Raw genomic sequence first — 24,765 nt, forward strand, 5'->3', positions numbered from 1 at the left:
CTAAAAAGTTAATGTGGTATAATTAGTTGACTGCTTCAATTATTAATAGCTTTTAATAAATCTTCAAGAATCTCTTTAGCCTCTCGATATTCAGTTTTCAAATTAGATGTCGTAATAAATCTATCATCAATGTGGTTTTCGAAACGTATATCTTTAAGTAAAGTCTGATTATCAAAGTCAAATGCAGAAAATTGAATTAGTAAATTTTGAGAATTTGCATCTATATTTCTTAAAGAAGCATTGCTTTTTAAAAATTCTAAATAGGCATCATTACTTTGCTTGTAATCTTCTGAAATTTCTAATAAATTATCATATTGCCGCTCCCATTTAAATAATTTTTCCTGAAGATTGATATTTGATAACTGAGAGATTTTTCCAGAATTTTTTAAGTCAGTAAGCACATAAGAGCTTGGATTCCAACTGGGTGTTGTCAATGTTTTAAGCATTAGACTATCAATATTCGTATTCTCTTGATTGTCATCTAATAATAAGTCCATTAAAATATTCAAGTTATGATGCAAAGAATCAACACGTTTAATATCATAGTTTAGTTCTGTAAGATTATCACTCAATTCTTTGTGAAGACTTTTAAGCAACTGTTGTTCTTGATTACGTTCTATTCTATTTTCATTCCAATTGTTAATCTGTAATGCAATTAAAATTCCAATAACGACTAGTATAATTTCACCAATAGCATACTTTAAATATTTTCCAGTTTTATTTTTCTCCATAAGGTCGTATCGTATTTTTCTAAAGAATTTTATCATATTCTGTTTCCCGAGAAAGCGGGAATCTTATTGGTTGGTTAAAGTATTGTCTAATGGTTTCGTATAACTGTCTTGTCCTAAGATATTGCTACAGGTTAATAATTGATTTACGTTGATAATTCATATACCATACTAGGTATTATAGATAGTTAATGCTTATGATTTATATGATGAGTTTTTAAAAGATCCTCTCCAAAATCATTGCCCTTTTCCCTCCATATAGAATGTATATGATTCCCCGTATTATCATATTCAATTATGAAGTCAGGACCGTTAATAATATAGTAGTTTGGTTCTCGTTTTTTATAACTACCTATCCACGCAAAGTAAATCTCATCTAATCCACTTTCCTCAATTTCTCGCAAATACTTATTAGATTTCTCATCCTCAAGGTTATTGATGAATTCTTTAATGAGTAGCATTAATACCGTTTTCTGATCTGTAGTGAGTTCATTAGCTTTGATACCTTGATACTCTGTAATTCTTTGACTATTTGAAGGATTAGTGATTATATCTCTTGGAACTTCTTGACTCAATGTCGCAATCTTTTGTTGAGATTCATCAAGTGAATTTATGAGCTTAATTCCATAATCTTCTTCTTTACTTAAAACTCTCAAACCAACATGTTTTGTTGAAGTCATTAAAGCAGGATCTGCACCAACGAACATAGGTGTAAAAGAAATTTTTTCTTTTATGATGGTAAGGTTAATAGAGAGATGATGTCCTTCAAATTTTAAACTCCAAGGGTTTTCTAAATCGGGATTACCCCAAATTGATATAAAATAATTGTTATAGTCCCAGTCTAGTGCTTTGATTCTAGGAATATCATCTTCTTTAATTAGTTTATTTTCTATTGCTTCATCAACTCTAGCGTTTAACATATCGTCAAGTTGCATAATACTAGTCGTTTTTAAATAGCCTTGTGAACTAAAGATGGTAGTTAAAACCTCATGAAATTTAATTTTTGATTTATCTGACAAATCACCATATTTTTTTCCTGGTCTTTTCGCTAACCCCACTGGTAAATTTGTCCAATTGGTTCTTAAAGAATCATTGAAATCCCGTAATACTTCATTTTTGATTTCATCGCTTAATGTTGACAGGAATTCGTTACTGATATTTACTATTTCTTGAGACTTTTGAGAAAAGCCAATTAAAAAATAAAAGGTAAATATGATACTAAACAGAATTTTCATAATGGGCTGGTTTTAATTACATACAAAAATGAAGTATACATATTTCGCACACCTATTCTATAACACCTAAGATAGTAAATTAGCAATAAGCCTATTAAAAAGCCAGAATTAAATCCTGGCTTATGATAAAATATGAATCGCTATGGAAGTTGCGCTTGGAATAGGAATCAGTAAAAGGCTTGGTTTTTAACGCAATACTATACTCTACTCTTACTGATTAAATGACCTTTAACACCCAATACACAATAGCGCTAGAGATTGCAGCTATAGGCAATGTTAACAACCAAGACAGTAATATATTTCTAATGACTTTTAGGTCTGCTTTTTTTGTCACGGTGCCTATACCGAAAATAGACCCTACCGAAACATGTGTGGTGGAAACAGGTAAACCGTGCACACTAGCAGTTGTCACCAATAACCCTGTAACTAAATTTGCCGTAAATCCTTGGCCACTGTTCATAGGTGTAATCTTTTTACTCATCAATTTCCCGACTTTTTTAGCATTAAGCAACCCTCCTATAGCCATAGCGATTGCAACAGCAATCATTCCCCATTTAATGTCCATGGCATTAATAACAATTAGGAGACCTACTATTTTTGGGGTGTCATTTAATCCTCTCGCAAAACTAACAATACCAGAACTTATATAATGTGCAACATCCAATAGCTTTTGGGCGTCAATACCCAAAAATTTCCCTTTATAAGATTCAATACATTGTTCCTTGTTTAAGATCTTTAAAGTCTTTTGCCCTTTGCTTTCAACGGTTACAAATTGATTTGTGATTGTGTTTTTTACAACTGCAACTTTTTCGTCTCCAATACAAACACAGGTTTCCTTGGACACTCTAAGGGCTTTTCGTGATTCGCGGAAAATGAGATATAATACAAAGCTGACTATTGCTGCCATTAGCGGACTTACGATTAATGGTATTAAAAACGTATGTCCTAATTTTTCGAAATTAAATGACATACCCACAGCAACAACACCACTACCAAATAAGGCGCCAACCAAACTATGGGTTGTGGATATTGGCATTCCGATTTTAGTAGCAATAAAAACGGTGATTGCAGCACCTAAAGCAATTGATATGGCGAATTCTGGTGATTGAATTAAAGTATCGGGAACGAGACCTTTACCAGAAAAGTTTTTTACTAGCGTCCCAGCTAAAAAAATAGCAGCCACTGACCCTGAGAATGTTGTAACAGTTGCCCATGTTATTGCTTTTTTATAGTTAAGAGTACCACTACCGAACAAAGTCGCAACTCCCTTAAAATTATCGTTCGCCCCATTACTATAGGCCAAAAAACATGCTGCAACAAAAAGTACAATCAAGATCATATATTATAATTGGATAGAATTATTTGAATAGTCGAATGGATATACTATTAATTACGTAGAAACTTTGCGTGAGGTTTTATTGCATGCTTTTGGAAAACCCTGCAGTTATGATTAGTAAGGCTGAAAATCGATTCGTTTTATAGTGTTTCCACAATTGTATTATGCTGAAATAGGTTGACCTTTTTTGGGTCAAATTAAAGCTTTTTTTTTCTTGGTTTTTACCACAGTACTTTGTAAGGCTCAGTATTTGACTAATCTATTCTTTAAATTGTTCTAGTAATGCCAAACTACGAACAAGTAATGACATATTCATGTTATCATAGGTATCATCCTTACTTGTACTAAAAAAGGCAATAACCAATCTTTTTGTTGGGGATATGTAAAGACCCTGACCTCCAAAGCCAGGTTTGAAGAAGTCACCATCTTCAAAAATTACATCCCAATGATAGTTTTGAAAATCAGCACCTTGTCCTTCATAATATTTTTTCCTAAAACGCTGATCAGTTCCTCCTTCGGATCTAAATAATGCCCTATCTCCTGTATGAATTTGATTTAGGTATCGTTTCGATGCTATTGTTGTAGTAGCATCATCTGTAAAGGCCAATCCATATCTGGCCAAGTCTCTTAAGCGCATTAGCATTAAACCGTAACTTCCAGCAACTCCAGTACTGGATAGCGTTACCCTTGCATCATCTTCAGCTCCGATTTTTGTCCATATATAGTCCTTAACCAACTCGTGAAAAGGTTTGGAAGACACTCTTTCAGCGATGGCAGTGAGAATAGCAGTATTGGCGGAAGTATAATCGTAGGTTTGCCCAGCGGGTTCAACTTTTCCCGAACTGGCCAATAATTCCATTAAACTTTCTTCAAATCCTGGATTTGGCTCGGTATAAACCGCAGAATGCTGAAGCATTTTGTAAAAACAATGATTGGGGTCCGTAAAGGATCCCTCGTCATTCTCACGGCAGTTAATTCCTGAGGTCATATTTAGTAGATTTTCAATAGTTACATGTGCTAATGGCTTGCCTTTAAACTCTGTAAGATACTTCCCGATTGAATCCTGTTCGGTAAGTTTTCCTTCGTCTGCCAAATGTGCGATTACAGTTCCTAAAAATGTTTTACTCACCGAACCTAGAAAATGTCGGTCAGTGGGTTCCATTTCGGGATACCTTTCATAAACTATTTTGCCTTTGTGCAGAACAATCACTCCATTAATTTGTTTTTTATCGTAAATTTGGTCAAGTGACGTTTCCTTTTGAAAGTATGGACTGGTGAGAATCTCTTGACCGAGGGTAGGACTGATATTTTCTGGAAGCTTCGTTGTTTTTGTGTTTCCTTTTTCTATCAGAACAGTAGGAATATAGTTTTCCATATGGCTAAATACCTCTGTTATCTGAGGTCCTCTTCCAATGATTGATTCAGGAACCGTAAAGCTTACTTTTTGGTCTTTTGATGTGGGAATTTTTCTTGATTCTACAGCTAATGCAATTTTTTCTTCTAATGTAAGCTCTTTGACTTGTTCTTTGCATCCAACGAATAGAAGCAAACAGAGAATGATAAGTACCTTTAGTGACAGTTTGTTGTTTAATGACATATTCTATTGTTTTTTATTGAGCCTAACGGATTTGCGATATGTGGCGAATTTGGTGATAGCTAATCTAACATCATAATCGCTTGTTAGCTTTTCGTTATTTTTGTTCAATTTCTATTTTCAGAATTTTAATCGTTTTGAGCATTTTTGTTTTGAGCGATTCCGCTTCTAAATTATTTGCAAGGGAAATATGAAATATATAGCTCAAAAGGCCTTCCAGTTCTTGATCATTTAAAATATAGTCTACATCAATTTTTCCCTTATTGTTTTTCAATTTTAAACTATTGGCATTTCTTCCTTGTTCAATTAATCCTATTTGGAATTCAATATTACTCCAAAATTCAAAACTCGCATTTCTCATTAAACCAACTCTTTTTAAAAAAGGTACTGTTGATGAAATCATATGATCATGCTGAACCTGCTCAGTTTCTTGATATGCCTTGGCATCAGAATGCCATTTTGATATCATTTCTTTCAAAGTGTCATTCTTAAGAAGTCTAATACTACCTGATGCAATAACGTCATTGTCAATTGGATCGAAAGTCGGGTCTAATAAGAAAGTAGCAAATATGTTTGGCAGTGAATCTGGATGAATTCGAGTTTCCTTATCTATTACATCAAGTAATTCGTTGCAACGCGTCATAATAGTAGTTCTTTGATCTATTTTATTCTGCAATTGGCTATAGTTCGATTCATAGTCTATTAATAACTGTTTGAGAAGTTTCTGTTCAGCATTCTTATCTTTTCTAAGTTCATTTTGATTATTAATAGCTAATGCTAAAAGGATACCAACTACAACAAGTATAATTTCCCCAGCGGCATAAAGCAGATACTTACTGAATTTATTTTCATTCAATAAATTTTGTCTAATTTTTCTAAAGAATTTTATCATTGGTTAGCGGTTAGTGGTAATGAAGCACAAACGTTGTTGTGCCTGCCTGCGGTAGGCAGGCTTTCGTTATTTTTCTAATTCAGTTCTAATCAATTCTAATAACTCATTTATTTCTTTACTAATTTGTATAAGCAAATCTCTATTTGAAGTTAAAATGCCATGTACGTTTCTACATTCAGAAATTAATTCTTTATGATGTTCTTTGAATAATAATGGGTCAGGACTTTCATTTATATTATCTACATAACCTATTTTTTTAGTAATCACAGGTAGTAGTTGGTAATGATATTTATTTTCAATTGTGGCATCCATATTTGCATATCTTTCATATTGATGATCATAAAGATTAATTAATGAAGTCTTAATTTGTTTTGATTTTAAAAGGTCCATTCCGTTATTTGAAACAATTGAATTATAAATTCCAGTTTTAGGAAAAAAACTAAATACTCCCAAAGAGATGCCTTCAATCAATTCATTCAAATTATTTTCATAAAACTCAAATGGTTCGTGATTTGCTTCATTTAAAATCAACGCCTTTTGTACTTCTAAACTTTTATTATGTGATTTAATTATTCGCTGAACTTCAGTTGAATCTTGCACCAGTGAGTTTTGTAAATTTCGATAGATTTCGTCAGCTACTCTTTTTGATTTTCTATTTTCATTCCAGTTATTAATAGACAGAGCAATTAAAATTCCAATAACCACAAGTATAATTTCTCCAATAGCATATTTAAAGTACTTTCCAGTTTTGCCTTCTGAAAGTAAATTTTGTCTAATTTTTCTAAAGAATTTAATCATTGGATATTTCTTTTTCGATTAGAGCTATGACTTCAATGCTATTCTCTTTTAATCTTTGTAAATTATTAGAATACCAGTATTTTTCTTCAGTAAAATTTACAAGGTCATAAAATATTTTTTTGTTTTTAGCAAGAATTAAATCTATATAGGACCATTTTTGTTTTTCGTAAGGGTATGCCAATCCTATACTTGTTTCTAAACTTTTTATCACATCATAATTACTATCAACACGTTGATGGTCTTCGTTATAAATACGTTGAATTTTCTCAAATAAATCCTTGTTTTTAATCAATGTCGTTTTACCGTCTGCAATTAGAGAATTGTAAGTCCCATTAGTGGGCCTAAACGAATCTGGCCTATAAAATACTTGCACAAAACCTAATGTATCTGGCCGACCGAAATAATATGGGAATTTTTCGGCCTCATAAATAGGGTTATTATGAAAAACAGAATCAATACTACTAATAATACTCAATGATTCTCTGTTCAAGTCCATAACAATATCAATAAGAATAATGTCTTTTTTTATGTCATCACTAATTCCTTCTAGGAATTGATCACCCATTTTTGAACCTTTTCGACTTTCATTCCAATTATTAACTTGAAGTGCCAATAGTATTCCTATCATTACTAACACAATTTCTCCAATTGCATATTTAAAATACTTACCAGTCTTGTTTTCCATAAGCATGTTTTGTCGAATTTTTCTAAAGAATTTTATCATTGCAATTTGCTATACACATTGTTGTGCCTGCCTGCGGTAGGCAGGCTTTCGTTATTTTTTATATTTATCAATTTCAATTAATAAGTTTTCGGCAAGTTTGATTGCCTTTGATGCATTACTAGAGCGAAATCTTGCCGGCCCAATCATTTCCTGTATTCTTGTTTGAATTGATTCATTCTTTTTAACCAATTCATAGGGATTATTAATGTTATATAATTCCATGGTCAAAACGTCATATTCGTCTCTTAAAAAATGTCTCCAGGAAACACTTAAATCTTTGTTCCAATCATCTATCAAAAAATTACTATTCACAAAACTGTAGTAAGTGTTAATAGATTCCTTAAGCGAGTCATTTTTCAGTTCCGAGAATAACCCTGTATTCTTCAACTCATCTAAAACATTTTTATTGATAACAACATCATCATGAATACCAGAATATATTATTGTGAGGTTAGCAAAGTCCCCGTTTACAGTATCAGGATAAGAACCTTTCCAGATTGTATTGTTTTCAAGTTTAGAAATTGATTTTACAGGTGAATAAGGTTCTTTTTTATTTAATGCATTTTGATATAAGCGTGATAATGAATTTGACCGAAATTCGTGAATAATTGCAGTTGTATTCAGATATTCCCTGTCTTCATCAATAGACATCTTTAAATTGTCTAAAAGAGCATGGATTTGTTCATTAGATTTTCTTTTTTCATTCCAATTATTAATCTGAAGTGCAATTAATATCCCAATAACAACAAGCACAATTTCGCCAATGGCGTATTTAAAATACTTTCCAGTTTTGTTTTCCATAAGCAAGTTTTGGCGGATTTTTCGAAAGAACTTTATCATTGGTTAGCGGTTAGTTATAATGAAGCACAACGGTCTTGTATATGAAAAGTAGTGGATTTTACGCACTAATTTTTCAGTTTATTACTGATCTTTAATTCATTCATTTTCTTTGGGATAAGCGATTAAACCGCTATTTTTTATATACGTTGTTGTAGATAGTTATTTCATCAGGACGATATCTTTATTAACACTTAGCTCACTTAATTCTACAACTTGAGTTTTTGTCTTGTCATCCCAGTATGTTATTGGTTCTTGATTTAATTTGTCCGAATCTGGTTTTAAAGAATTGATTTCTTTACCGTTTAATTTTAAGTTATGAAATGTCGTGAAACCATAGAAATATATTTTATAACTTCTTTTTGAAACTGCTCCTTCATAATTTCCTTCAGAAGCATGAATGATCAATTTTTTGCCATTTTCAATGTAATTTAATTTCGTACTCCTTTTTTCATTTTTAGTATTAAACTTTTCTGTTACACCATCATCTTCATGTAATTCAAATTGGGCATCTTTTCCAGTATAAATATGAAGATTGATTTTTTTAGGATTTAATGAAAATGTACTTAAAGCATAATCTTGCTTTGGTATAATGGAACCCTCTTTGACAAAAATCGGCATATTTTGGTTTGTAAATCGATGTTTTAGTATTTGATTTCCATTTACTAATTCATTTGTCCAGTAGTTGTACCATTTTTGTCCCTTAGGTAGCCAAATATCAATGGTCTTTTCATCTTTAGAACAAACTGGTGCAATCAACATTTCATTTCCCCACATATATTGTAAATCATATTTCCAAGCGTTTGGTTCATCCTGATAATCAATGACCATTGCTTTTGCCATTGGTATTCCTGTCTCATGCGCTTTAAAAGCGTAAGTGTAAATGTATGGCATAAGCTCATACCGTTCTTTTATATATTGCATTGCAACTTTTTGACTGGCTTCAGATCTGTCTAGAGGCCAACGTTTGTGTTTACCCATTCCGTGCGGTCGCCATATAGGTGAAAAACTTCCAAATGCCATTGCCCATTGATTATATAAGAAGTCTTCGGGACCTGGTTCAATAAAACCACCAGCATCATGATTGAAATAAGGAAAGCCAGACAAACCTGAAGCTTGCATTGCTCGTATACTGGTTTTCATCCATTCACAGTCGCTATAAATGTCTCCATTCCAATGTGAAGCATAGCGTTGTGCACCAGCTGTCATGCTTCTAACCCAAACGAAAGGTCTTTTAGCTTCCCCAATTCCAGGGTGTTTAGGATCTGTACTATCCCAACCTTCTTGAACAATAGCTTTTGCAATTAGAAAAGGATAATAATTTTTGTTTTCAGCCCAACTTCTGCCATTGGCGCAAATAACAGTATCCGGTAAGGTGTACATTTCATCCGTTTCATCTATCCACAAGGCATCACCACCATAATTCAATTTTGGATTTAGTGATTTTTCCCAAAATAGTTTCCAAACCCATTTTCGGGTTTCGGGATTGGAATAGTCTGGTGCGCTATGACCTTCTTTGACAAATTGTTCTGCATAAGGCAGATTGTATTCTGGTTTCCAGCCATAACTATCTGCACCAATATTTCGGTTTAAATCTAGGGTTACTGTTAAATTGTTTTCCTTGCACCATTTGAGATATGCAGAAGGATCGGGATAACGAATTGAATCCCACTCAAACCATGAACCTGACCATGCTCCACTGCCAGCTCTCCATCTGTTGTCGTTAACAATGTGATCAAAGGCATATCCAGCTTTTCGGTGTGCTGTAATTTTTTCTTTCCACCATTCTGCACCATTGTTATCTGGTGCTTCTTTGTCAGAAAGTTGAAGACCAAATATTGATTTTGGTAAAAATCTTGGTCTACCTGTCAACTGCGTATATCTGTATAAAATGTCTTTAAAGTCTGGCCCAATGATAACAAAGTAATCCATTCTGCCCTCAAATCCTTTAGTATCAATACTAAATTGATATTGTCCTTGGCTTCCAAAATCAAAATCGTGTTCAAACGTGCTGTTTAAAAAAATGCCATACCCTTTATTTGACATGAAAAAAGGAACAGTTAGTACAGCCTGTTTTTGGTAATGGGACTTTATTCCTTCACCATAATTGCTATTTACTTTTTTACCTTTTAAATCAATAGATTCCACCCAACCGTAAGTTTGGTGTCCTACACCACAAAAATGCTCATTTGTGTTTAGTTGTAAATCGTTTATTATTAAATTGTCAATCCACTTAATCCCTTCTTTCTGACCCAAGAGAACTTCATTCTCACTGCCTGAAATCACTGTATATTTTAAAGGCGATTTCTGTATTTTAATTTTAGTGTTTTGTTCATTGTTAATGGATATGGTTAAGAAATTATTATCCTCTTCCAAGCTATATTTACCAGATTTTTTGTGATGTTCAACCATCTCGTAGTGATCATCTGGAAAGAAATCTTCGTTTTTGTTCGCCCATTGAAAACGGATGGTTTGAGCATTATAGAGTTGAACTCTTAGTTTAACTTTAGTGGTTGTTTCTATTTCTACTTCGTGTTCTTTTTGTACATATGATTTAAATTCTCCAGTTTGTGACCATAGATTTGAGCAAATAAAGCTTACGAGGATGAAGACTGATATTCTGATATTCATAAAGGTAAATTGTCTAATTTTTAATTTAATGAGGTTTTCTGATAATTATCTACAACAATTAGATATACGCACCCGTCCAAAAATTAAGTCGAGCAAGTTACGTATATCCACACTATAACGTCTAAGATAGTAAAATACCAACCAGCACATAAAAAAAGCCAGAATTTAAATTCTGGCTTTGTAATTTCTATGTGATATAACAATTATTTAATGAGCATGATAATTGCCATGATAATCATCAATGAATTTTCTATAAGTGTCGCTTTTGTCATTGGCAATTTTAGTGCAGTACCTAAACACGCGCATTGAATTGTCTTTTTATCCAATAAGGTTTTTGCAACGCCAATAGTTGTTGTCCCTAAAATAATCAATGTAATTATTAAGGCGGCATCTATTTGAAATCGCATCAAAAACGCTAATCCTAACGCCAATTCAATAAATGGATATATCCAACCATAAGTGGGAAACACTTTTGCCAATGGGTCATACATTTTAAAACTTTCTGGAAATCCTTTAAGATCTAGAATCTTAAAAAAGCTAAAGACAATATAAAACAGTCCCATAAAATCGAGCATAAAATTGACTCCATCCCAAGGTTGAAAATTTAGCAAAATCGATGCAGTAGAAATATACCCTAGAATAAGAAACAACGGAAACAGTGCTTTAAAATCACTTTTAGTTTCTATTTGCTCAACAGAAGAACTAAATACATTTCTCTGCTCTTTTTCTGTAATTGTATATTTATCTGAAAGAGCACTCTGTAACGTCTCCAAATCTAAATGAGAGGACATTGAAATGGCAACTTCATTTTTGTCTAAATTCACCATAACATCATCAACATTTGCTAATTCAGCAAGTGATTTTTCAACCGAAGCCTTACAACTTCCACAGGTCATTCCACTAACATTATAAGTATGTGTCATGATTATTCTTTTTCAACCTTAACAGCTTTTTGCTGAAAGACATTGACTATACTATTTCGATAGTTGATGATATAAAGCTCGTTATTGTAAATCAACATATCTGTTGGCTTTTCAATATTTTCAGAAAGTTCTTGTTTTAACTGACCGTCTAAATCAAAAATCAAAACCCGATCGTTTTCAAAATCAGTAACAAAAAGTTCATCATCTGACACATAAATCCCAGTAGCCGCGTTCATTTTTTGATCAGCTCCAATAACTTTTTTAAAGTTACCAGACTTATCAAACACCTGAACTCTATTGTTGTAAGCATCGGCCACCCAAATTTCATCTTCTGTAATCTGAACATCCGTTGGGTAATAAAAATCACCTTCAGCTTTACCTTCTTTTCCAAAACTTATCCAATCCGTTCCGTTGAAATATAGAATACGATTATTGTAAAAATCGGCTATTGCTTTTTCATTATTATAAATGTCGATACCAGCAGGCGCGTCTAAAGAATCATTAAGTGATATAGCACTTACCTTTTCGGCATTAACTTGTTTTACAGTATCGGTACCATATTCTGGGACGTAAATAACGTCACTTTGAGACGCAATATGCATAGGACGTTCAAAGCCATCAACAGACTTAATAATTTTTCCTTCAGCATCAATATTTACTAGTCTATTATGGTCACCGTCACTGAGCCATAAACCATCTTTAGTGACTGCTAAACCAATAGGGTTTACACCCTCAACTTTAAATTGATTTGTTGATGCCCATTCTAAAACCTCTGGTTCGTTTGCACAAGAAGTTAACAATAAAGTCCCTATAAAAAGGGTTAAAATATTTTTCATTTTTTCTGTTTTATTGTTCAACTCTTTCGTAATGACAACAGCCTGGCAAAGCCTCATAGGTATCTCCTTTAGCTTGATGCTCTTTGGTATCATGACCCGCTTTTGCGACAGCCTTAGAAATATCCTTGACTTTTACTTTACTCGCATCATAGCTTAAGACCAATTGCTTAGTGTCTTTATCCCATTCGGCAGATGTTACACCTTTAACTCCCTTTGCGGCTTTTTCGATTCTCGCCTCACACATACCGCAGTTTCCTGCAACAAAAATGGAGGTTTCTTTAAGGTCATTAACTGCAATGTCTGAATCATCTCCTGAGTTTTCATTGGACTCTGTTGTTCCATCAGCTCTGACAATATTTGTTGTAATTGGAGTATACCCTGCTTTTTCAACTTGAGCCTCAACAGCATCTAATGCAAGTGCTTTTTCAGCTGGATAATTAAACTTAAAAATCCCTGTTTCAATATCAATGGTTACATTTTTGATACCTTTAAATTCCTTGAATTTTTTTTCTAGACCAAAGGCACAAAAAGGGCAACCTAAACCATCTACTTGGACTGTAAATTGATCCATATCTTTTTTCTGAGCATTAACAGTCGCAGACAGCGTCATCAATGCTATAATTGTTACACATATTATATTTTTCATTGTTTTATGTTTTAATTGTTACTTATTAGAATACATATCTTGTGCCAAGAAATATTGAATAGTTTCTTTGAACACTTTCTGGTACATTATTTTGAATTAAAGGCCATTGTACCGCAGCCTCCCAAGTCCATTGTTTTTTTGCATATTGAATACCCTGAGCATAGAATAACTCATATTCTTCTAGCTTTGGTCTATACTCATTGATATATTCAAAATATAAATTAATCTGATCTACAGGATACGTTGGTTTTAACAAAGGTAATCCAAAGCCCAGTTTATAACTAAAGCTATCAAAATCAGCTTCTGGAACGAGATTATAACCTATTTCATTGGATATACCATATTTAAGGGATTCATAGCCCGCAACAACGCCAAAATAGCTTTGATAAACTCCAGTACTTATACCTTCGATATTAAACTCTTCGCCTGTAGGTAGGGTTTGCAATGTCTTTGCAACCATTCTAAAGGTTTTACCTGTACCATCTTTTCTATAAAACTGATACTTAGCAAGAATATTAATGTCACCAAGAGTACTGCCTGAGCCTCTTTCGTCACTAAAATTATAATGTACATAAGGTAAATGCACTGCTACCAAAGAATTAGATGTTGGCAGGTAATGAATCATTAGCGGCACCCTAACAAATGTACCTTGATTAGTGTTTCTTATTTCCGTCAGTGTTTTTATGATAGAACTTTTACCTCCTAACATAATAGGTTTATCGGCTGTTATTGGCGGTCCTTGAGAAACAGACAATTGTGCTGTAAGACCTAATAAAACAGCCATAAGGCATTTATAAAATTTCATGTTTTAAACGATTTGATATTATTAATTATTCAATAACCCCAAATAAAAGATAGGGTTTTATCTAGCAATAATTAAATGAATCAAATTAAGAAGACATCATCAAGCAACTGAATGTCCCTGACAATGTTAGGTGAAGAATAATTTTTATGCGGAATTATCTCTTTTGGAAGCGATTCTGAAAAAACCGTATAACTATAGAGAAACGAAGTAAATACCTGGATTTGTTCAAAAGAAAGATCTTCAAAAGAATTCAATTTTAAATCCTCTTGACCTTTAATGAGTTCAACCTCATCTTTACAACATTGTTTCTTTACAGGAGCTTCGTTTGTGGTCATTTCCATTCCACATTTTTTAGCTTGTGTAAAAACGGCCACATCCACTAAAGTATCACCACAGAAATGTTTTTCAACTGTAAATGACAATGTAGATAGCATTACCAAAAATGCTAAACTCATAGATGTGATTTTATGTAGAAACGTCGCTTTCACGTTGCAAAATTAAAAATTTTTAAATCAATCGCCCTTCTTTTAATGAAGTCTTAACGTTTATTGAGCTTGTAATAATAGAGTGCCGGAAGAAGGAGAAGGAGAATTAATGGTTGAATTAAAAAACGTCTTACATTAAAAAACAGGTAATAATCTTCTTGTTTTGGGTTGATGACAAAATATAAGAATGGTATCAAAATTACAATGTATGCTATAACATAAACCAATCCTGAAAATTTGAGAATCCCCCTATCCTTAAAAAATAGATAAATAATTCCTAAAGAGATGACTGAGTTTAAAAAGTACCGAAGCGAAGTAAAGCCCACTAGCTTTGCAACTTCTCGTCTTGGGTGGTCAATATATAGGTAATCGTTTTGAAAAAACAATAAATAGGGGTCGTAGAACAAGTCATTTTCAAATGCCCTAATCAGCGCCAATAGCACTATAAGCAATGCAATCCCCAAATATGTTATATATCTATGCATTGCTGTGCTTTACTTTTTTAGCATAACGGTTTACCCAAACCATCCATAGTAAAAATACCATACCGTAAATAATCAATGGAAAAATGACGGTATGCAAAATTTCTCGCCGCCATGGGTAGTGATACAGACCTATAGACAAAATAACTATCCTGATTAAATTAACGGCGTATATTAATGCTGAGCCCGCCAAAATAAATAAGACAGTAGATTTAAATCGATCTGCAAATGCCATTACAAAGGATAAAAATAGTATGATGATGCTCACAGAATTACAGCCTTCAATAACACGAGCTACATATTTATTATGAATTAGAACTTTCATTGAAGCCTCATCGGCATGTGGCCACACTTCAGCCTCGTAACCCAATGTATTAAGAACTGCCTCACTTTGCTTTGCAACAAGATTGGTGAAATAATCAGGGTAATAGACAGACCCATCGGAATAATCCAAATATACTTTGTAAGCAAAAGTCAATACAGCATAGACCAATATAAAGGTCGCCATAAAACGAATTACCAATTTGTATTTACTTAGTAGGTCTCTCAAAAATTACGTAAAATATTCGTGTTAAATTTATTGAAACAAGATTTGAATGTAGGGCTTTTCAAGTATTTTTACCAAAAAATTAATAAAAATGAGCTTTGAATCTTTAAAACCTGAAGTAAAATCTATCTTAAACACCACTGATCTTTCTGTTGATGAGCGTCTTCATAAAACCTGTAAACTGTTAGAAAACACTGTAGATTACTATAACTGGGTAGGTTTTTATTTTAAGAATGGTGACAAAGATGAATTAAAGTTAGGGCCTTATGTCGGTGAGCCCACAGACCATACTATTATTCCGTTTGGTAAAGGCATTTGCGGACAAGTTGCCATCAGCAATCAAAACTTTGTGGTACCAGATGTAAAAGCGCAAGACAATTATATTGCCTGTAGTATTACCGTAAAAGCTGAAATTGTGGTCCCTATTTTTGTAAATGGAGAAAATATTGGTCAGATTGATATCGACTCTAATACTTCAAATCCATTTACGGAAGCTGATGAACGTTTTTTGGAGTTTGTCTGTAAGGAGGTTGCTAAAATTCTTCCAGCTTCCCTTTTCTAACTTCTAACTTCTAACTTCTAACTTCTAACTTCTAACTAAAATATTACATTCCTGTTCTAATGGCTTCAACAGGGTCAAGTCGAGATGCGGAAATCGCTGGTATAACACCAGATACCAAACCAATAATTGTAGAAATGGCAAACCCTAAAAACATATTGCCAAACGATAATACAAATTCAAAATCACCTGAGAATCCGTTAGCAATTAAGGTCAGTATCCAAACCAGGGCTAAACCAACCAATCCACCAACTACGGCAAGGATAGTTGCTTCAAATAAAAACTGAAACAAGATAAATTTATTTTTAGCACCCAATGACTTTTGTATACCGATAAGATTGGTACGCTCTTTAACACTAACAAACATAATATTAGCAATACCAAAACCGCCCACAAGTAACGAAAAACCGCTAATGAGCCAACCTATTAAATTCATACCAGAAATGATTCCGTCGATTACATCAACGAATCCAGAGATTTTTGATATAAAAAAGTCATCAATTTCATTTGCTTTTAATCCGCGATGAGCTCTAAATTTTTGCTTTAAAACCTCTTCAAAAGCTCCCATATCTGCGTCTTTTACCGGTTTCATAATTACAGCACCTGGCAATCCAGATTTACCCGTTCTTTTAAATGTCCTTACAAAATTTGCTGGTAAGAATGCCCTATCATCTGGTGAATCTCCTATAGCTATTCCAATTTTCTCCAAAACTCCAATGACCTTTAGTTTTCTACCGTAGATTCTTATTTCTTTACCAATTGGATTTTCGTCCCCAAATAAATTTTCAGCTAGTGAATTCCCCAAAACGGTCACAGGTGATCCTGTTTCAGATTCTACTTCATTGTAAAATCGTCCTTTCTCAACTTTGAAATCATCAATTTCATAAATTCCTCTTGTAATTGGAAGTATCGTTGTAGGGCCAACACTTTCCCCTTGATACCTTACAACTTCACTCGACCCGAAAATAGCATACGCAGCAGCTTCAATGTTGGGTACATTTTTTTTAACAAACTCAAAATCTTCATAGGTCATCGGTTCAAAATTCTCTCTCTCCCATCGAGGAACCTCTGTTGGACCAAAACTAAAATGCGTGAGATAAACTGTATTAGAGTCTATACCAGAGAGACTCTCCTTAATTTTTCTATCTAAAGAATCTACAGCCGCTAATACCGCAATGATGGAAAAGATACCAATGGTAACACCTAGAAGAGACAAAAATGTTCGTAGTTTGTTGTTTCTTAATGCGTTTAACGCAAACCCAAAACTCTCTTTAAAAATTCGTAAATAAACCAGCATTGATGCAATATTTCTTTAAGGATTAAAGATAGGACGTTTTCAACAATTAATTGTTACAAATTTTTTAAACAAAGTCTCATTCTGCCTTACTTTTTTTTAACTAATATGTATTTTTACGCTTTTAATTTTCACAACACAACATCATGAGCAACAAAACCATCTCATCAGCGCTAATTTCTGTTTTCAGCAAAGATGGATTAGAACCCATTGTAAAAAAATTAGACAATCTGGGAGTCACTATTTATTCAACTGGAGGTACAGAAACCTTTATAAAAAATCTCGGAATCGATGTGATTGCCGTTGAGGACATTACGTCTTACCCTTCTATTTTAGGTGGGCGCGTTAAAACGTTGCATCCAAAAGTTTTCGGAGGCATTTTAAATCGTCAAAATCATGATGGTGATGTTGCCGAGTTAGAAGAATTTGAAATTCCCCAAATTGACTTAGTCATTGTGGATTTATATCCTTTTGAAAAGACCGTTGCCTCAGGCGCATCTCACCAAGATATCATTGAAAAGATTGATATTGGCGGTATTTCTTTAATCCGTGCTGCTGCAAAAAACTATGCGGATGTTCTTTGTGTATCTTCAGTAAATGATTACGAATCGTTTTTGGACCTATTGAATGATAAAGATGGGGTTACTTCAGATGATGATCGTAAATCGTATGCCATGAAGGCATTCAACGTATCTTCGCATTATGACACAGCTATATTCAATTACTTCAATGCTGATCATTCTGAGGCAGCATTAAAAATTAGTGAAACTAATGGTAAAGTATTAAGATATGGTGAAAACCCACATCAAAGAGGATTCTTTTTTGGTGATTTTGATGCGATGTTTACAAAACTTCATGGCAAAGAATTAAGTTACAACAACTTATTGGATGTGGATGCTGCTGTAAATTTAATTTTAGAATTTAAAGGTGAAGCGCCTACGTTTGCTATCCTAAAACACAATAACGCTTGTGGTTTTGCGCAACGCGATACCGTTCACCAAGCTTACGTTGATGCTTTAGCAGGCGACCCTGTTTCTGCATTTGGGGGTATTTTAATCAGCAACGTTGAAATTGATAAGGCTACGGCAGAAAAAATTCACAGTTTATTTTGCGAAGTCGTTATTGCACCTTCATTTAGTACTGAAGCTTTAGAGATCTTAAAAGGCAAAAAGAACAGAATTCTTTTGATTTTAAATGATGTGGACTTACCAGAAACTACAGTACGCACTTGTCTTAACGGGGTTTTAGTTCAGGATAGAGACAACAAAACAGATGCTATTGAAGGGCTTACAAACGAAACAAAAACAACTCCAACCTCATCGGAGCTCGAAGACCTTATTTTCGCTTCTAAAATCTGCAAGCATACTAAATCCAACACTATTGTTTTAGCAAAAAACAAGCAATTGTGTGCAAGTGGAACAGGACAAACTAGTCGTGTTGATGCTTTAAATCAAGCCATCCATAAAGCAAAGTCTTTTGATTTTGATTTAGAAGGAGCCGTAATGGCGAGTGATGCTTTTTTCCCATTTCCAGATTGTGTGGAGATAGCAAAAAACGCAGGAATATTGGCAGTGATTCAACCAGGAGGTTCTATAAAAGACCAATTGAGTATTGATTATTGTAACGAAAATAATGTTGCTATGGTATTTACAGGTACACGTCATTTTAAGCACTAAAAAAATTAATCCTTAAATTGTAAGATTAACAACGTCTAAGAACAAAATAATTTCGTATAATGTGTTACATTTACAACTATACTGAATAAACACCTATACAACCCAAATAATTGATAACAGCATATGGGATTTTTTGATTTCCTAACGGAAGAAATAGCCATTGACCTAGGAACCGCAAATACATTAATAATTCATAATGATAAGGTCGTTGTCGATAATCCATCGATTGTCGCCAGAGACCGTATTTCAGGTAAAATAATAGCTGTTGGTAAAGAGGCCAACATGATGCAAGGAAAAACGCACGAAAACATTAAAACCATAAGACCGTTGAAAGATGGTGTTATTGCAGATTTTGATGCTTCAGAGCAAATGATTAGCATGTTTATCAAAAACATCCCTGCATTAAAAAAGAAGTTTTTCAATCCTGCATTGAGAATGGTGGTTTGTATTCCCTCTGGTATTACTGAGGTTGAAATGCGAGCTGTAAAGGAATCCTGTGAACGGGTTAATGGTAAAGAGGTCTATCTTATCCACGAGCCTATGGCAGCTGCTATTGGTATTGGTGTTGACATTATGCAGCCTAAAGGAAATATGATTGTAGATATCGGTGGCGGTACCACAGAGATTGCTGTTATTGCCCTTGGTGGTATTGTATGTGACAAATCTGTAAAAGTTGCCGGTGATGTCTTTACAAATGACATTATCTATTACATGAGAACCCAACATAACTTATATGTTGGTGACCGCACGGCAGAAAAAATTAAAATACAAATAGGTGCTGCTACGGAAGAATTAGAGTTACCACCAGAAGATATGAGTGTTCAAGGACGTGACTTATTAACCGGAAAACCAAAACAAGTTCAGATTTCATATCGCGAAATTGCAAAAGCTCTAGACAAGTCTATATTAAGAATTGAGGATTCTGTTATGGAAACCTTATCACAAACCCCACCTGAATTAGCTGCCGACATTTATAATACAGGTATTTATTTAGCTGGTGGAGGGTCTATGCTTCGTGGTCTGGATAAACGTTTGTCCCAGAAAACAGATTTACCTGTTTATATCGCGGAAGATCCTTTACGTGCCGTTGTTAGAGGTACAGGAATCGTTCTTAAAAATTTAGCTAAATACAAAAGCGTATTGATTAAATAAGCTTAGGTAATGCAACAAATATTCAATTTTGTAATTAGAAACAAGACATTTTTATTGTTCCTATTACTCTTTGGCTTTGCTGTTTCCCTAACCATTCAATCTCATTCATACCACAAAAGTCAATTTATTAACTCTGCTAATGGAATATCAGGAGGCATTTATGGCACCTTTGGATCTATAGGTGACTATTTTGGTCTTAAAGAAGACAATGAGCTCTTATTAGAGGAAAATAAAAGGCTTCGAAATCAACTTTTCAATCTAGAACAAAATTTAGACAGCACTTTTATAGATACCAGTTATACAGATAAAAGCTTTAGGTTTATATCAGCAGATGTTTACAAGAACAGTTACTCTTCTACAAACAACTACCTATTATTAAACAAAGGGAAACGAGATGGAGTTAAACAAGATTTTGGTGTAATTACTTCAAACGGTATTGTTGGGATTATTGAAAACACCTCTAACGGGTATGCTACAACCCTTTCTATCTTGAATACAAAAAGTAAAATCAATGCACAATTAAAATCATCAAACCATATTGGTTCACTTACATGGAATGGTGACTCTCCAGAATTTGCACAACTTATTGATGTCTCCAAATTTGCTCCAGTAAAAGAGGGGGATACTATTGTTACAGGAGGTCAATCATCCATATTTCCACCAGGAATAGGAATTGGTACCATAGCAAATTTTACGACAGACATAGGTGGTGATACATATACCATCAATGTGAAGCTCTTTAATGACATGACGAATATTGGCCACGTTTATATTGTAGAGAATCTCGACATAGAAGAAATCAGAACCTTAGAAAACACCATTAATGAATAGTAAGGTTACCAATAATGTTATACGGTTTATTCTTTTAGTACTTGCCCAGGTTCTGATATGTAATAACATTAATTTTATGGGTTATATTAATCCATATATTTACATCCTTTTTATTCTTTTATTTCCTGTAAAAGATAGTCGCTTACAAGTTATTTTTTTAAGTTTTTTAATCGGAACTACAATTGATATGTTTTCGGATTCTGGTGGTGTACATGCAGCAGCCTCAGTAGTTATCGCTTATGCAAGGCCTTTGTTTTTAAAATTTTCGTTTGGAACGTTATATGAATATCAAACCATAAAATTCAGCCATACGGATTTAGGGAATTTAACAATATATGTGGCAACAATGACACTTTTGCATCATCTCGTCTTATTTTCTCTTGAAATTTTTAACATAAGTAACATACTTCAAATTCTTCAACAAACGTTATTCTCGGGAATATTCACTCTAATTATTTGTGTATTATTAATTGTTTTATTTGGAAGGCGTAAATGAGAAAACTATTACTTTTTATGATGGTCATTTTGGTCGGGATAATTTTTATTGCCCGACTGTTTTACCTACAAATATATTCGGATGTAGAGTATGACCTTTATGAAGACAATGCCATTAGGAAAGTTTATAACTACCCTAAACGTGGCTATGTTTATGATAGAAATGGTAAGCTCTTAGTTGCCAATCAACCCTCGTATGACGTTATGGTCATCCCGAGAGAGGTAGAGCCTTTGGACACTCTCGAATTTTGCAACCTTCTAAAAATCACTAAGGAAGATTTTTTAAGAACCTATAACAAGGCCTATAATTATTCTCCGAGATTACCCTCTCCTTTTGTATCCCAATTATCAAAGGAGGACTATGCTGTCCTACAGGAAAAAATGAGGAAGTTTGAAGGCTTTTATATTCAAAAAAGGTCGTTGAGAGCTTACCAAACGGATATTGGTGCTAATGTACTTGGGGATATTGGGGAAGTGAACAATGCCATTATTAATAGAGATTCTTACTATAAAATGGGTGACCTTATTGGCAAGCAAGGAGTAGAATTGTCTTACGAGAAAACTTTAAGGGGGGTTAAAGGCATAAAGTTTATCCAAAAAGACCGTTTCAATAGAGATATTGGGCCCTATAAAGAAGGCATACACGATACACTTCCACAGCCTGGAAAAGACATTACAATAACTATCGATGCTAATCTTCAAAAATATGGTGAGCTCCTAATGGAGAACAAACGCGGCGGAATTGTCGCAATTGAACCAAACAGTGGTGAAATTTTAGCAATGGTTTCTGGGCCAAACTACGATCCTGGCATTTTAGTAGGAAGAAATAGATCTGAAAATTTTAACAAGCTTTATCGAGATAGTATAGCAAAGCCTTTATTTGACAGAGGTTTACAAGCTATGTACCCTCCAGGATCACCCTTTAAGACACTTAATGCACTGATTGCTCTTCAAGAAGGGGTTGTTACTACGCAAGACCGCTTTAGCTGTTCTATGGGTTATCGCTACGGTAATCGGCGTATGGGATGTCATGCTCATGCAAGTCCAGCAAATATGAATTTAGGCATATACGAATCTTGCAATGCCTATTTTGCCAATGTGTATCGCAGGATAATAGACAAATACGATTCGCCAGCAAAGGGCATGGACACCTGGAGCAATCATATAAAAAGTTTTGGACTTGGTAATTATTTAAATAATGATTTGGCTGTTGGGCAACCAGGTAAAGTCCCTTCTGCTAGTACTTATGATAATGCCTACGGCAAAAATAAATGGTACACAACCTTTACTATATCTAATGCCATAGGTCAAGGTGAAGTATTGGCAACACCGATTCAATTAGCTAATATGGCTGCAGCCATCGGCAATAGAGGCTACTATTACACACCGCATATTGTAAAAGACATAGAGGGTGAAACCCTAGACGAAAAATATACAACACCTAATTACACAACCATAAACAAACAACATTTTGAGCCCATAGTGCAAGGCATGTTTGATGTTTATAATAAAGGTACTGCAGCACATCTCCAAATCCCTAATATTGAGATTTGTGGAAAAACTGGAACTGCAGAAAACTTTGCCATAATTGATGGTAAGAAAACACAGCTTACGGATCACTCAATTTTTGTTGCCTTTGCACCAAAAGATAACCCGAAAATAGCTATTGCTGTATTTATTGAAAATGGATATTTTGGAAGTCGATTTGCTGGTAGAATGGCGAGTTTAATGATTGAAAACTACCTTAAAGGTGAAATCACACGGACTGATATGGAGAATTTTGTACTTCGTCATTCCTTAGAACATGAGTATGAAAAACCTTATTCTGGAGAACCTTTTGGCATTAACAGACAAAGTATGCTCAACCCCATCGAAGATGAAGATTTTCAAAAACTTTTGAAAATGAAAGCCGAGATTAAATCAACAAGCCTTAAGTTATGACGAGAGAAAATAAAGGCAAATTTAATTTCGATTGGCTTACCATTTTTCTATATCTATTTTTAGTTCTTTTTGGCTGGGTCAACATTATATCCGCATCCCATGTTGGAGAAATCACCAATTATCTCGATTTTTCCCAACCCTATGGAAAACAAACATTTTTTATTGGGGTTTCTATTGTTTTAATCATTATTATTTTATCCATTGAAGCTAAATTTTACGAACGATTTTCCAGTATTATTTATTTAGTTTCTATGCTCTCTCTTGTAGGTCTATTTATTTTTGGTAAAAACGTTAATGGTGCAACATCATGGTATGGCATTGGTGGTATGACACTTCAGCCTAGTGAGTTTGCAAAATTTGCTACTGCACTGGCTGTAGCAAAGTACATCAGTGACCTTCAAACGGACATGAAAACCTTTAAGGATCAGCTACGCACAGTTTTGATTATACTTGTACCGGCATTTTTAATATTGCTCCAAAATGATGCAGGTAGTACCATCGTTTACAGTGCGTTTTTCTTTGTTTTTTATCGCGAGGGCCTACAGCAAATCTACTTAGCTGCATTAACTGGTCTTATCTTAGTTTCGGTTTTATCCTTAAAGTTTGGTATAGTAATCACAACGATGGTTCTAATACTAATTGCAGCTTTGTATAATCTAGCAAGACGCAAACGAAAACCACCTGTCTTAAAATCAATAGCTATAATCGTCATTGGCATCCTACTTGCTGTTGGTGTCAAATTTTTTTATACCTCGATTTTAAAGCCACACCAGCAAGATAGAATCAGCTTATGGCTGAGACTCGAAAAAGACCCGGTTAAGCTTCAGCAAATGAAACAAACCATTCTATATAACCTCAACGAGTCTGAAAAGGCCATTAGTTCTGGTGGGGCTACCGGAAAAGGATTTTTGGAGGGCACTCGAACCACAGGGAAATTTGTGCCTGAACAACATACGGATTACATTTTTAGTACTGTTGGAGAAGAATGGGGCTTCATTGGGTCTTCTCTGGTCGTTATATGCTTTGTTTTACTTATCGTTAGGGTTTTGATTTTAGCTGAGGCACAGAAATCCCAATTTAGTCGGGTTTACGGATATTCTGTGGCTTCTATTCTATTTATCCATTTTTTAATCAATACCGGTATGGTTATGGGACTTATCCCAACTGTAGGTATACCTTTGCCTTTCTTTAGTTATGGAGGGTCGGGATTGATGGGCTTTACTATTTTACTTTTTATTTTTATAAAATTGGATTCCAATAAAATAAATGAATGGTAAAATGACAGAAAAAAAGCAATTAGATAATATTACCCAATCGC

The 24,765-nt window shown here is 34.0% G+C and carries 24 protein-coding genes; 7 read left to right on the forward strand and 17 right to left on the reverse strand.

Annotation, left to right across the window (positions count from 1 at the left end):
* Positions 1 to 35 precede the first annotated feature (35 nt).
* The 16 genes from ACFEMA_RS09195 to xrtF all read right to left on the reverse strand — a co-directional run bounded on the left by ACFEMA_RS09195 (position 36) and on the right by xrtF (position 15,502).
* Positions 36 to 731, reverse strand: a complete 696-nt coding sequence (locus ACFEMA_RS09195) for a DUF6090 family protein (RefSeq protein WP_411767848.1) — start codon at positions 729 to 731, stop codon at positions 36 to 38.
* A gap of 185 nt (positions 732 to 916) precedes the next feature.
* Positions 917 to 1,963, reverse strand: a complete 1,047-nt coding sequence (locus ACFEMA_RS09200; RefSeq protein WP_411767849.1) for a DUF3500 domain-containing protein — start codon at positions 1,961 to 1,963, stop codon at positions 917 to 919.
* 217 nt (positions 1,964 to 2,180) lie between these two features.
* Positions 2,181 to 3,302 carry an anion permease gene (locus tag ACFEMA_RS09205; RefSeq protein ID WP_411767850.1) on the reverse strand — a complete coding sequence of 374 codons (1,122 nt, stop codon included), beginning with the start codon at positions 3,300 to 3,302 and terminating at the stop codon, positions 2,181 to 2,183.
* A 256-nt stretch (positions 3,303 to 3,558) separates the two neighbouring features.
* Positions 3,559 to 4,896 carry a serine hydrolase domain-containing protein gene (locus tag ACFEMA_RS09210; protein WP_411767851.1) on the reverse strand — a complete coding sequence of 446 codons (1,338 nt, stop codon included), beginning with the start codon at positions 4,894 to 4,896 and terminating at the stop codon, positions 3,559 to 3,561.
* Between the two features lie 94 nt (positions 4,897 to 4,990).
* A complete protein-coding gene (locus ACFEMA_RS09215) occupies positions 4,991 to 5,785 on the reverse strand; it encodes a DUF6090 family protein (protein ID WP_411767852.1) in 795 nt (264 codons plus the stop codon).
* A gap of 66 nt (positions 5,786 to 5,851) precedes the next feature.
* Positions 5,852 to 6,583, reverse strand: a complete 732-nt coding sequence (locus tag ACFEMA_RS09220; RefSeq protein ID WP_411767853.1) for a DUF6090 family protein — start codon at positions 6,581 to 6,583, stop codon at positions 5,852 to 5,854.
* Positions 6,576 to 7,268: a DUF6090 family protein gene (locus ACFEMA_RS09225; RefSeq protein WP_411767854.1), complete on the reverse strand. Its 693-nt coding sequence runs from the start codon at positions 7,266 to 7,268 to the stop codon at positions 6,576 to 6,578. The genes ACFEMA_RS09220 and ACFEMA_RS09225 overlap by 8 nt, the downstream gene beginning before the upstream one ends.
* A gap of 90 nt (positions 7,269 to 7,358) precedes the next feature.
* Complete coding sequence (locus ACFEMA_RS09230) at positions 7,359 to 8,108, reverse strand: DUF6090 family protein (protein WP_411767855.1); 750 nt, start codon at positions 8,106 to 8,108, stop codon at positions 7,359 to 7,361.
* 198 nt (positions 8,109 to 8,306) lie between these two features.
* A complete protein-coding gene (locus tag ACFEMA_RS09235; RefSeq protein ID WP_411767856.1) occupies positions 8,307 to 10,775 on the reverse strand; it encodes a TIM-barrel domain-containing protein in 2,469 nt (822 codons plus the stop codon).
* A gap of 203 nt (positions 10,776 to 10,978) precedes the next feature.
* Complete coding sequence (locus ACFEMA_RS09240; RefSeq protein ID WP_411767857.1) at positions 10,979 to 11,698, reverse strand: heavy-metal-associated domain-containing protein; 720 nt, start codon at positions 11,696 to 11,698, stop codon at positions 10,979 to 10,981.
* A 2-nt stretch (positions 11,699 to 11,700) separates the two neighbouring features.
* On the reverse strand, positions 11,701 to 12,534 hold the full coding sequence (locus ACFEMA_RS09245; protein ID WP_411767859.1) for an NHL repeat-containing protein: 834 nt from the start codon (positions 12,532 to 12,534) through the stop codon (positions 11,701 to 11,703).
* Positions 12,535 to 12,544: 10 nt separating this feature from the next.
* Positions 12,545 to 13,180, reverse strand: a complete 636-nt coding sequence (locus tag ACFEMA_RS09250) for a heavy-metal-associated domain-containing protein (protein WP_411767860.1) — start codon at positions 13,178 to 13,180, stop codon at positions 12,545 to 12,547.
* 25 nt (positions 13,181 to 13,205) lie between these two features.
* Entirely contained in the window at positions 13,206 to 13,985 is a 780-nt protein-coding gene (locus ACFEMA_RS09255; protein ID WP_411767861.1) for a hypothetical protein, read from the reverse strand.
* Between the two features lie 80 nt (positions 13,986 to 14,065).
* Positions 14,066 to 14,440, reverse strand: coding sequence for an HYC_CC_PP family protein (locus ACFEMA_RS09260; protein ID WP_411767862.1), 375 nt, complete (start codon positions 14,438 to 14,440; stop codon positions 14,066 to 14,068).
* 83 nt (positions 14,441 to 14,523) lie between these two features.
* Entirely contained in the window at positions 14,524 to 14,955 is a 432-nt protein-coding gene (locus ACFEMA_RS09265) for an exosortase F system-associated membrane protein (protein WP_411767863.1), read from the reverse strand.
* Positions 14,948 to 15,502, reverse strand: a complete 555-nt coding sequence (gene xrtF, locus ACFEMA_RS09270; RefSeq protein ID WP_411767864.1) for an exosortase family protein XrtF — start codon at positions 15,500 to 15,502, stop codon at positions 14,948 to 14,950. Before xrtF ends, ACFEMA_RS09265 begins: the two co-directional genes overlap by 8 nt.
* An 88-nt stretch (positions 15,503 to 15,590) precedes the next feature.
* On the opposite strand from xrtF, the gene ACFEMA_RS09275 reads away from it, so the two are divergent.
* The gene (locus tag ACFEMA_RS09275; RefSeq protein WP_411767865.1) at positions 15,591 to 16,061 is read left to right on the forward strand and encodes a GAF domain-containing protein; all 471 of its coding nucleotides are present in this window, start codon (positions 15,591 to 15,593) and stop codon (positions 16,059 to 16,061) included.
* Positions 16,062 to 16,104: 43 nt separating this feature from the next.
* Here the strand turns inward: ACFEMA_RS09275 and ACFEMA_RS09280 are convergent, their stop codons facing one another.
* Complete coding sequence (locus ACFEMA_RS09280; RefSeq protein WP_411767866.1) at positions 16,105 to 17,355, reverse strand: ABC transporter permease; 1,251 nt, start codon at positions 17,353 to 17,355, stop codon at positions 16,105 to 16,107.
* A 143-nt stretch (positions 17,356 to 17,498) separates the two neighbouring features.
* Between ACFEMA_RS09280 and purH the strand changes: the two genes are divergently transcribed.
* From purH to rodA, 6 genes are all read left to right on the forward strand, one after another.
* Entirely contained in the window at positions 17,499 to 19,028 is a 1,530-nt protein-coding gene (purH, locus tag ACFEMA_RS09285; RefSeq protein WP_411767867.1) for a bifunctional phosphoribosylaminoimidazolecarboxamide formyltransferase/IMP cyclohydrolase, read from the forward strand.
* Positions 19,029 to 19,151: 123 nt separating this feature from the next.
* Positions 19,152 to 20,180, forward strand: coding sequence for a rod shape-determining protein (locus ACFEMA_RS09290; protein WP_411767868.1), 1,029 nt, complete (start codon positions 19,152 to 19,154; stop codon positions 20,178 to 20,180).
* Positions 20,181 to 20,189: 9 nt separating this feature from the next.
* Positions 20,190 to 21,011, forward strand: coding sequence for a rod shape-determining protein MreC (gene mreC / locus ACFEMA_RS09295; protein ID WP_411767869.1), 822 nt, complete (start codon positions 20,190 to 20,192; stop codon positions 21,009 to 21,011).
* Positions 21,004 to 21,507 carry a rod shape-determining protein MreD gene (mreD, locus tag ACFEMA_RS09300; protein ID WP_411767870.1) on the forward strand — a complete coding sequence of 168 codons (504 nt, stop codon included), beginning with the start codon at positions 21,004 to 21,006 and terminating at the stop codon, positions 21,505 to 21,507. The genes mreC and mreD overlap by 8 nt, the downstream gene beginning before the upstream one ends.
* Positions 21,504 to 23,447 carry a penicillin-binding protein 2 gene (gene mrdA / locus ACFEMA_RS09305; protein WP_411767871.1) on the forward strand — a complete coding sequence of 648 codons (1,944 nt, stop codon included), beginning with the start codon at positions 21,504 to 21,506 and terminating at the stop codon, positions 23,445 to 23,447. Before mreD ends, mrdA begins: the two co-directional genes overlap by 4 nt.
* Positions 23,444 to 24,724 carry a rod shape-determining protein RodA gene (gene rodA / locus ACFEMA_RS09310; RefSeq protein ID WP_411767872.1) on the forward strand — a complete coding sequence of 427 codons (1,281 nt, stop codon included), beginning with the start codon at positions 23,444 to 23,446 and terminating at the stop codon, positions 24,722 to 24,724. The genes mrdA and rodA overlap by 4 nt, the downstream gene beginning before the upstream one ends.
* Positions 24,725 to 24,765: the final 41 nt, after the last annotated feature.

The sequence above is a fragment of the Winogradskyella sp. A3E31 genome, from assembly GCF_046720935.1.
GTDB lineage: Bacteria > Bacteroidota > Bacteroidia > Flavobacteriales > Flavobacteriaceae > Winogradskyella.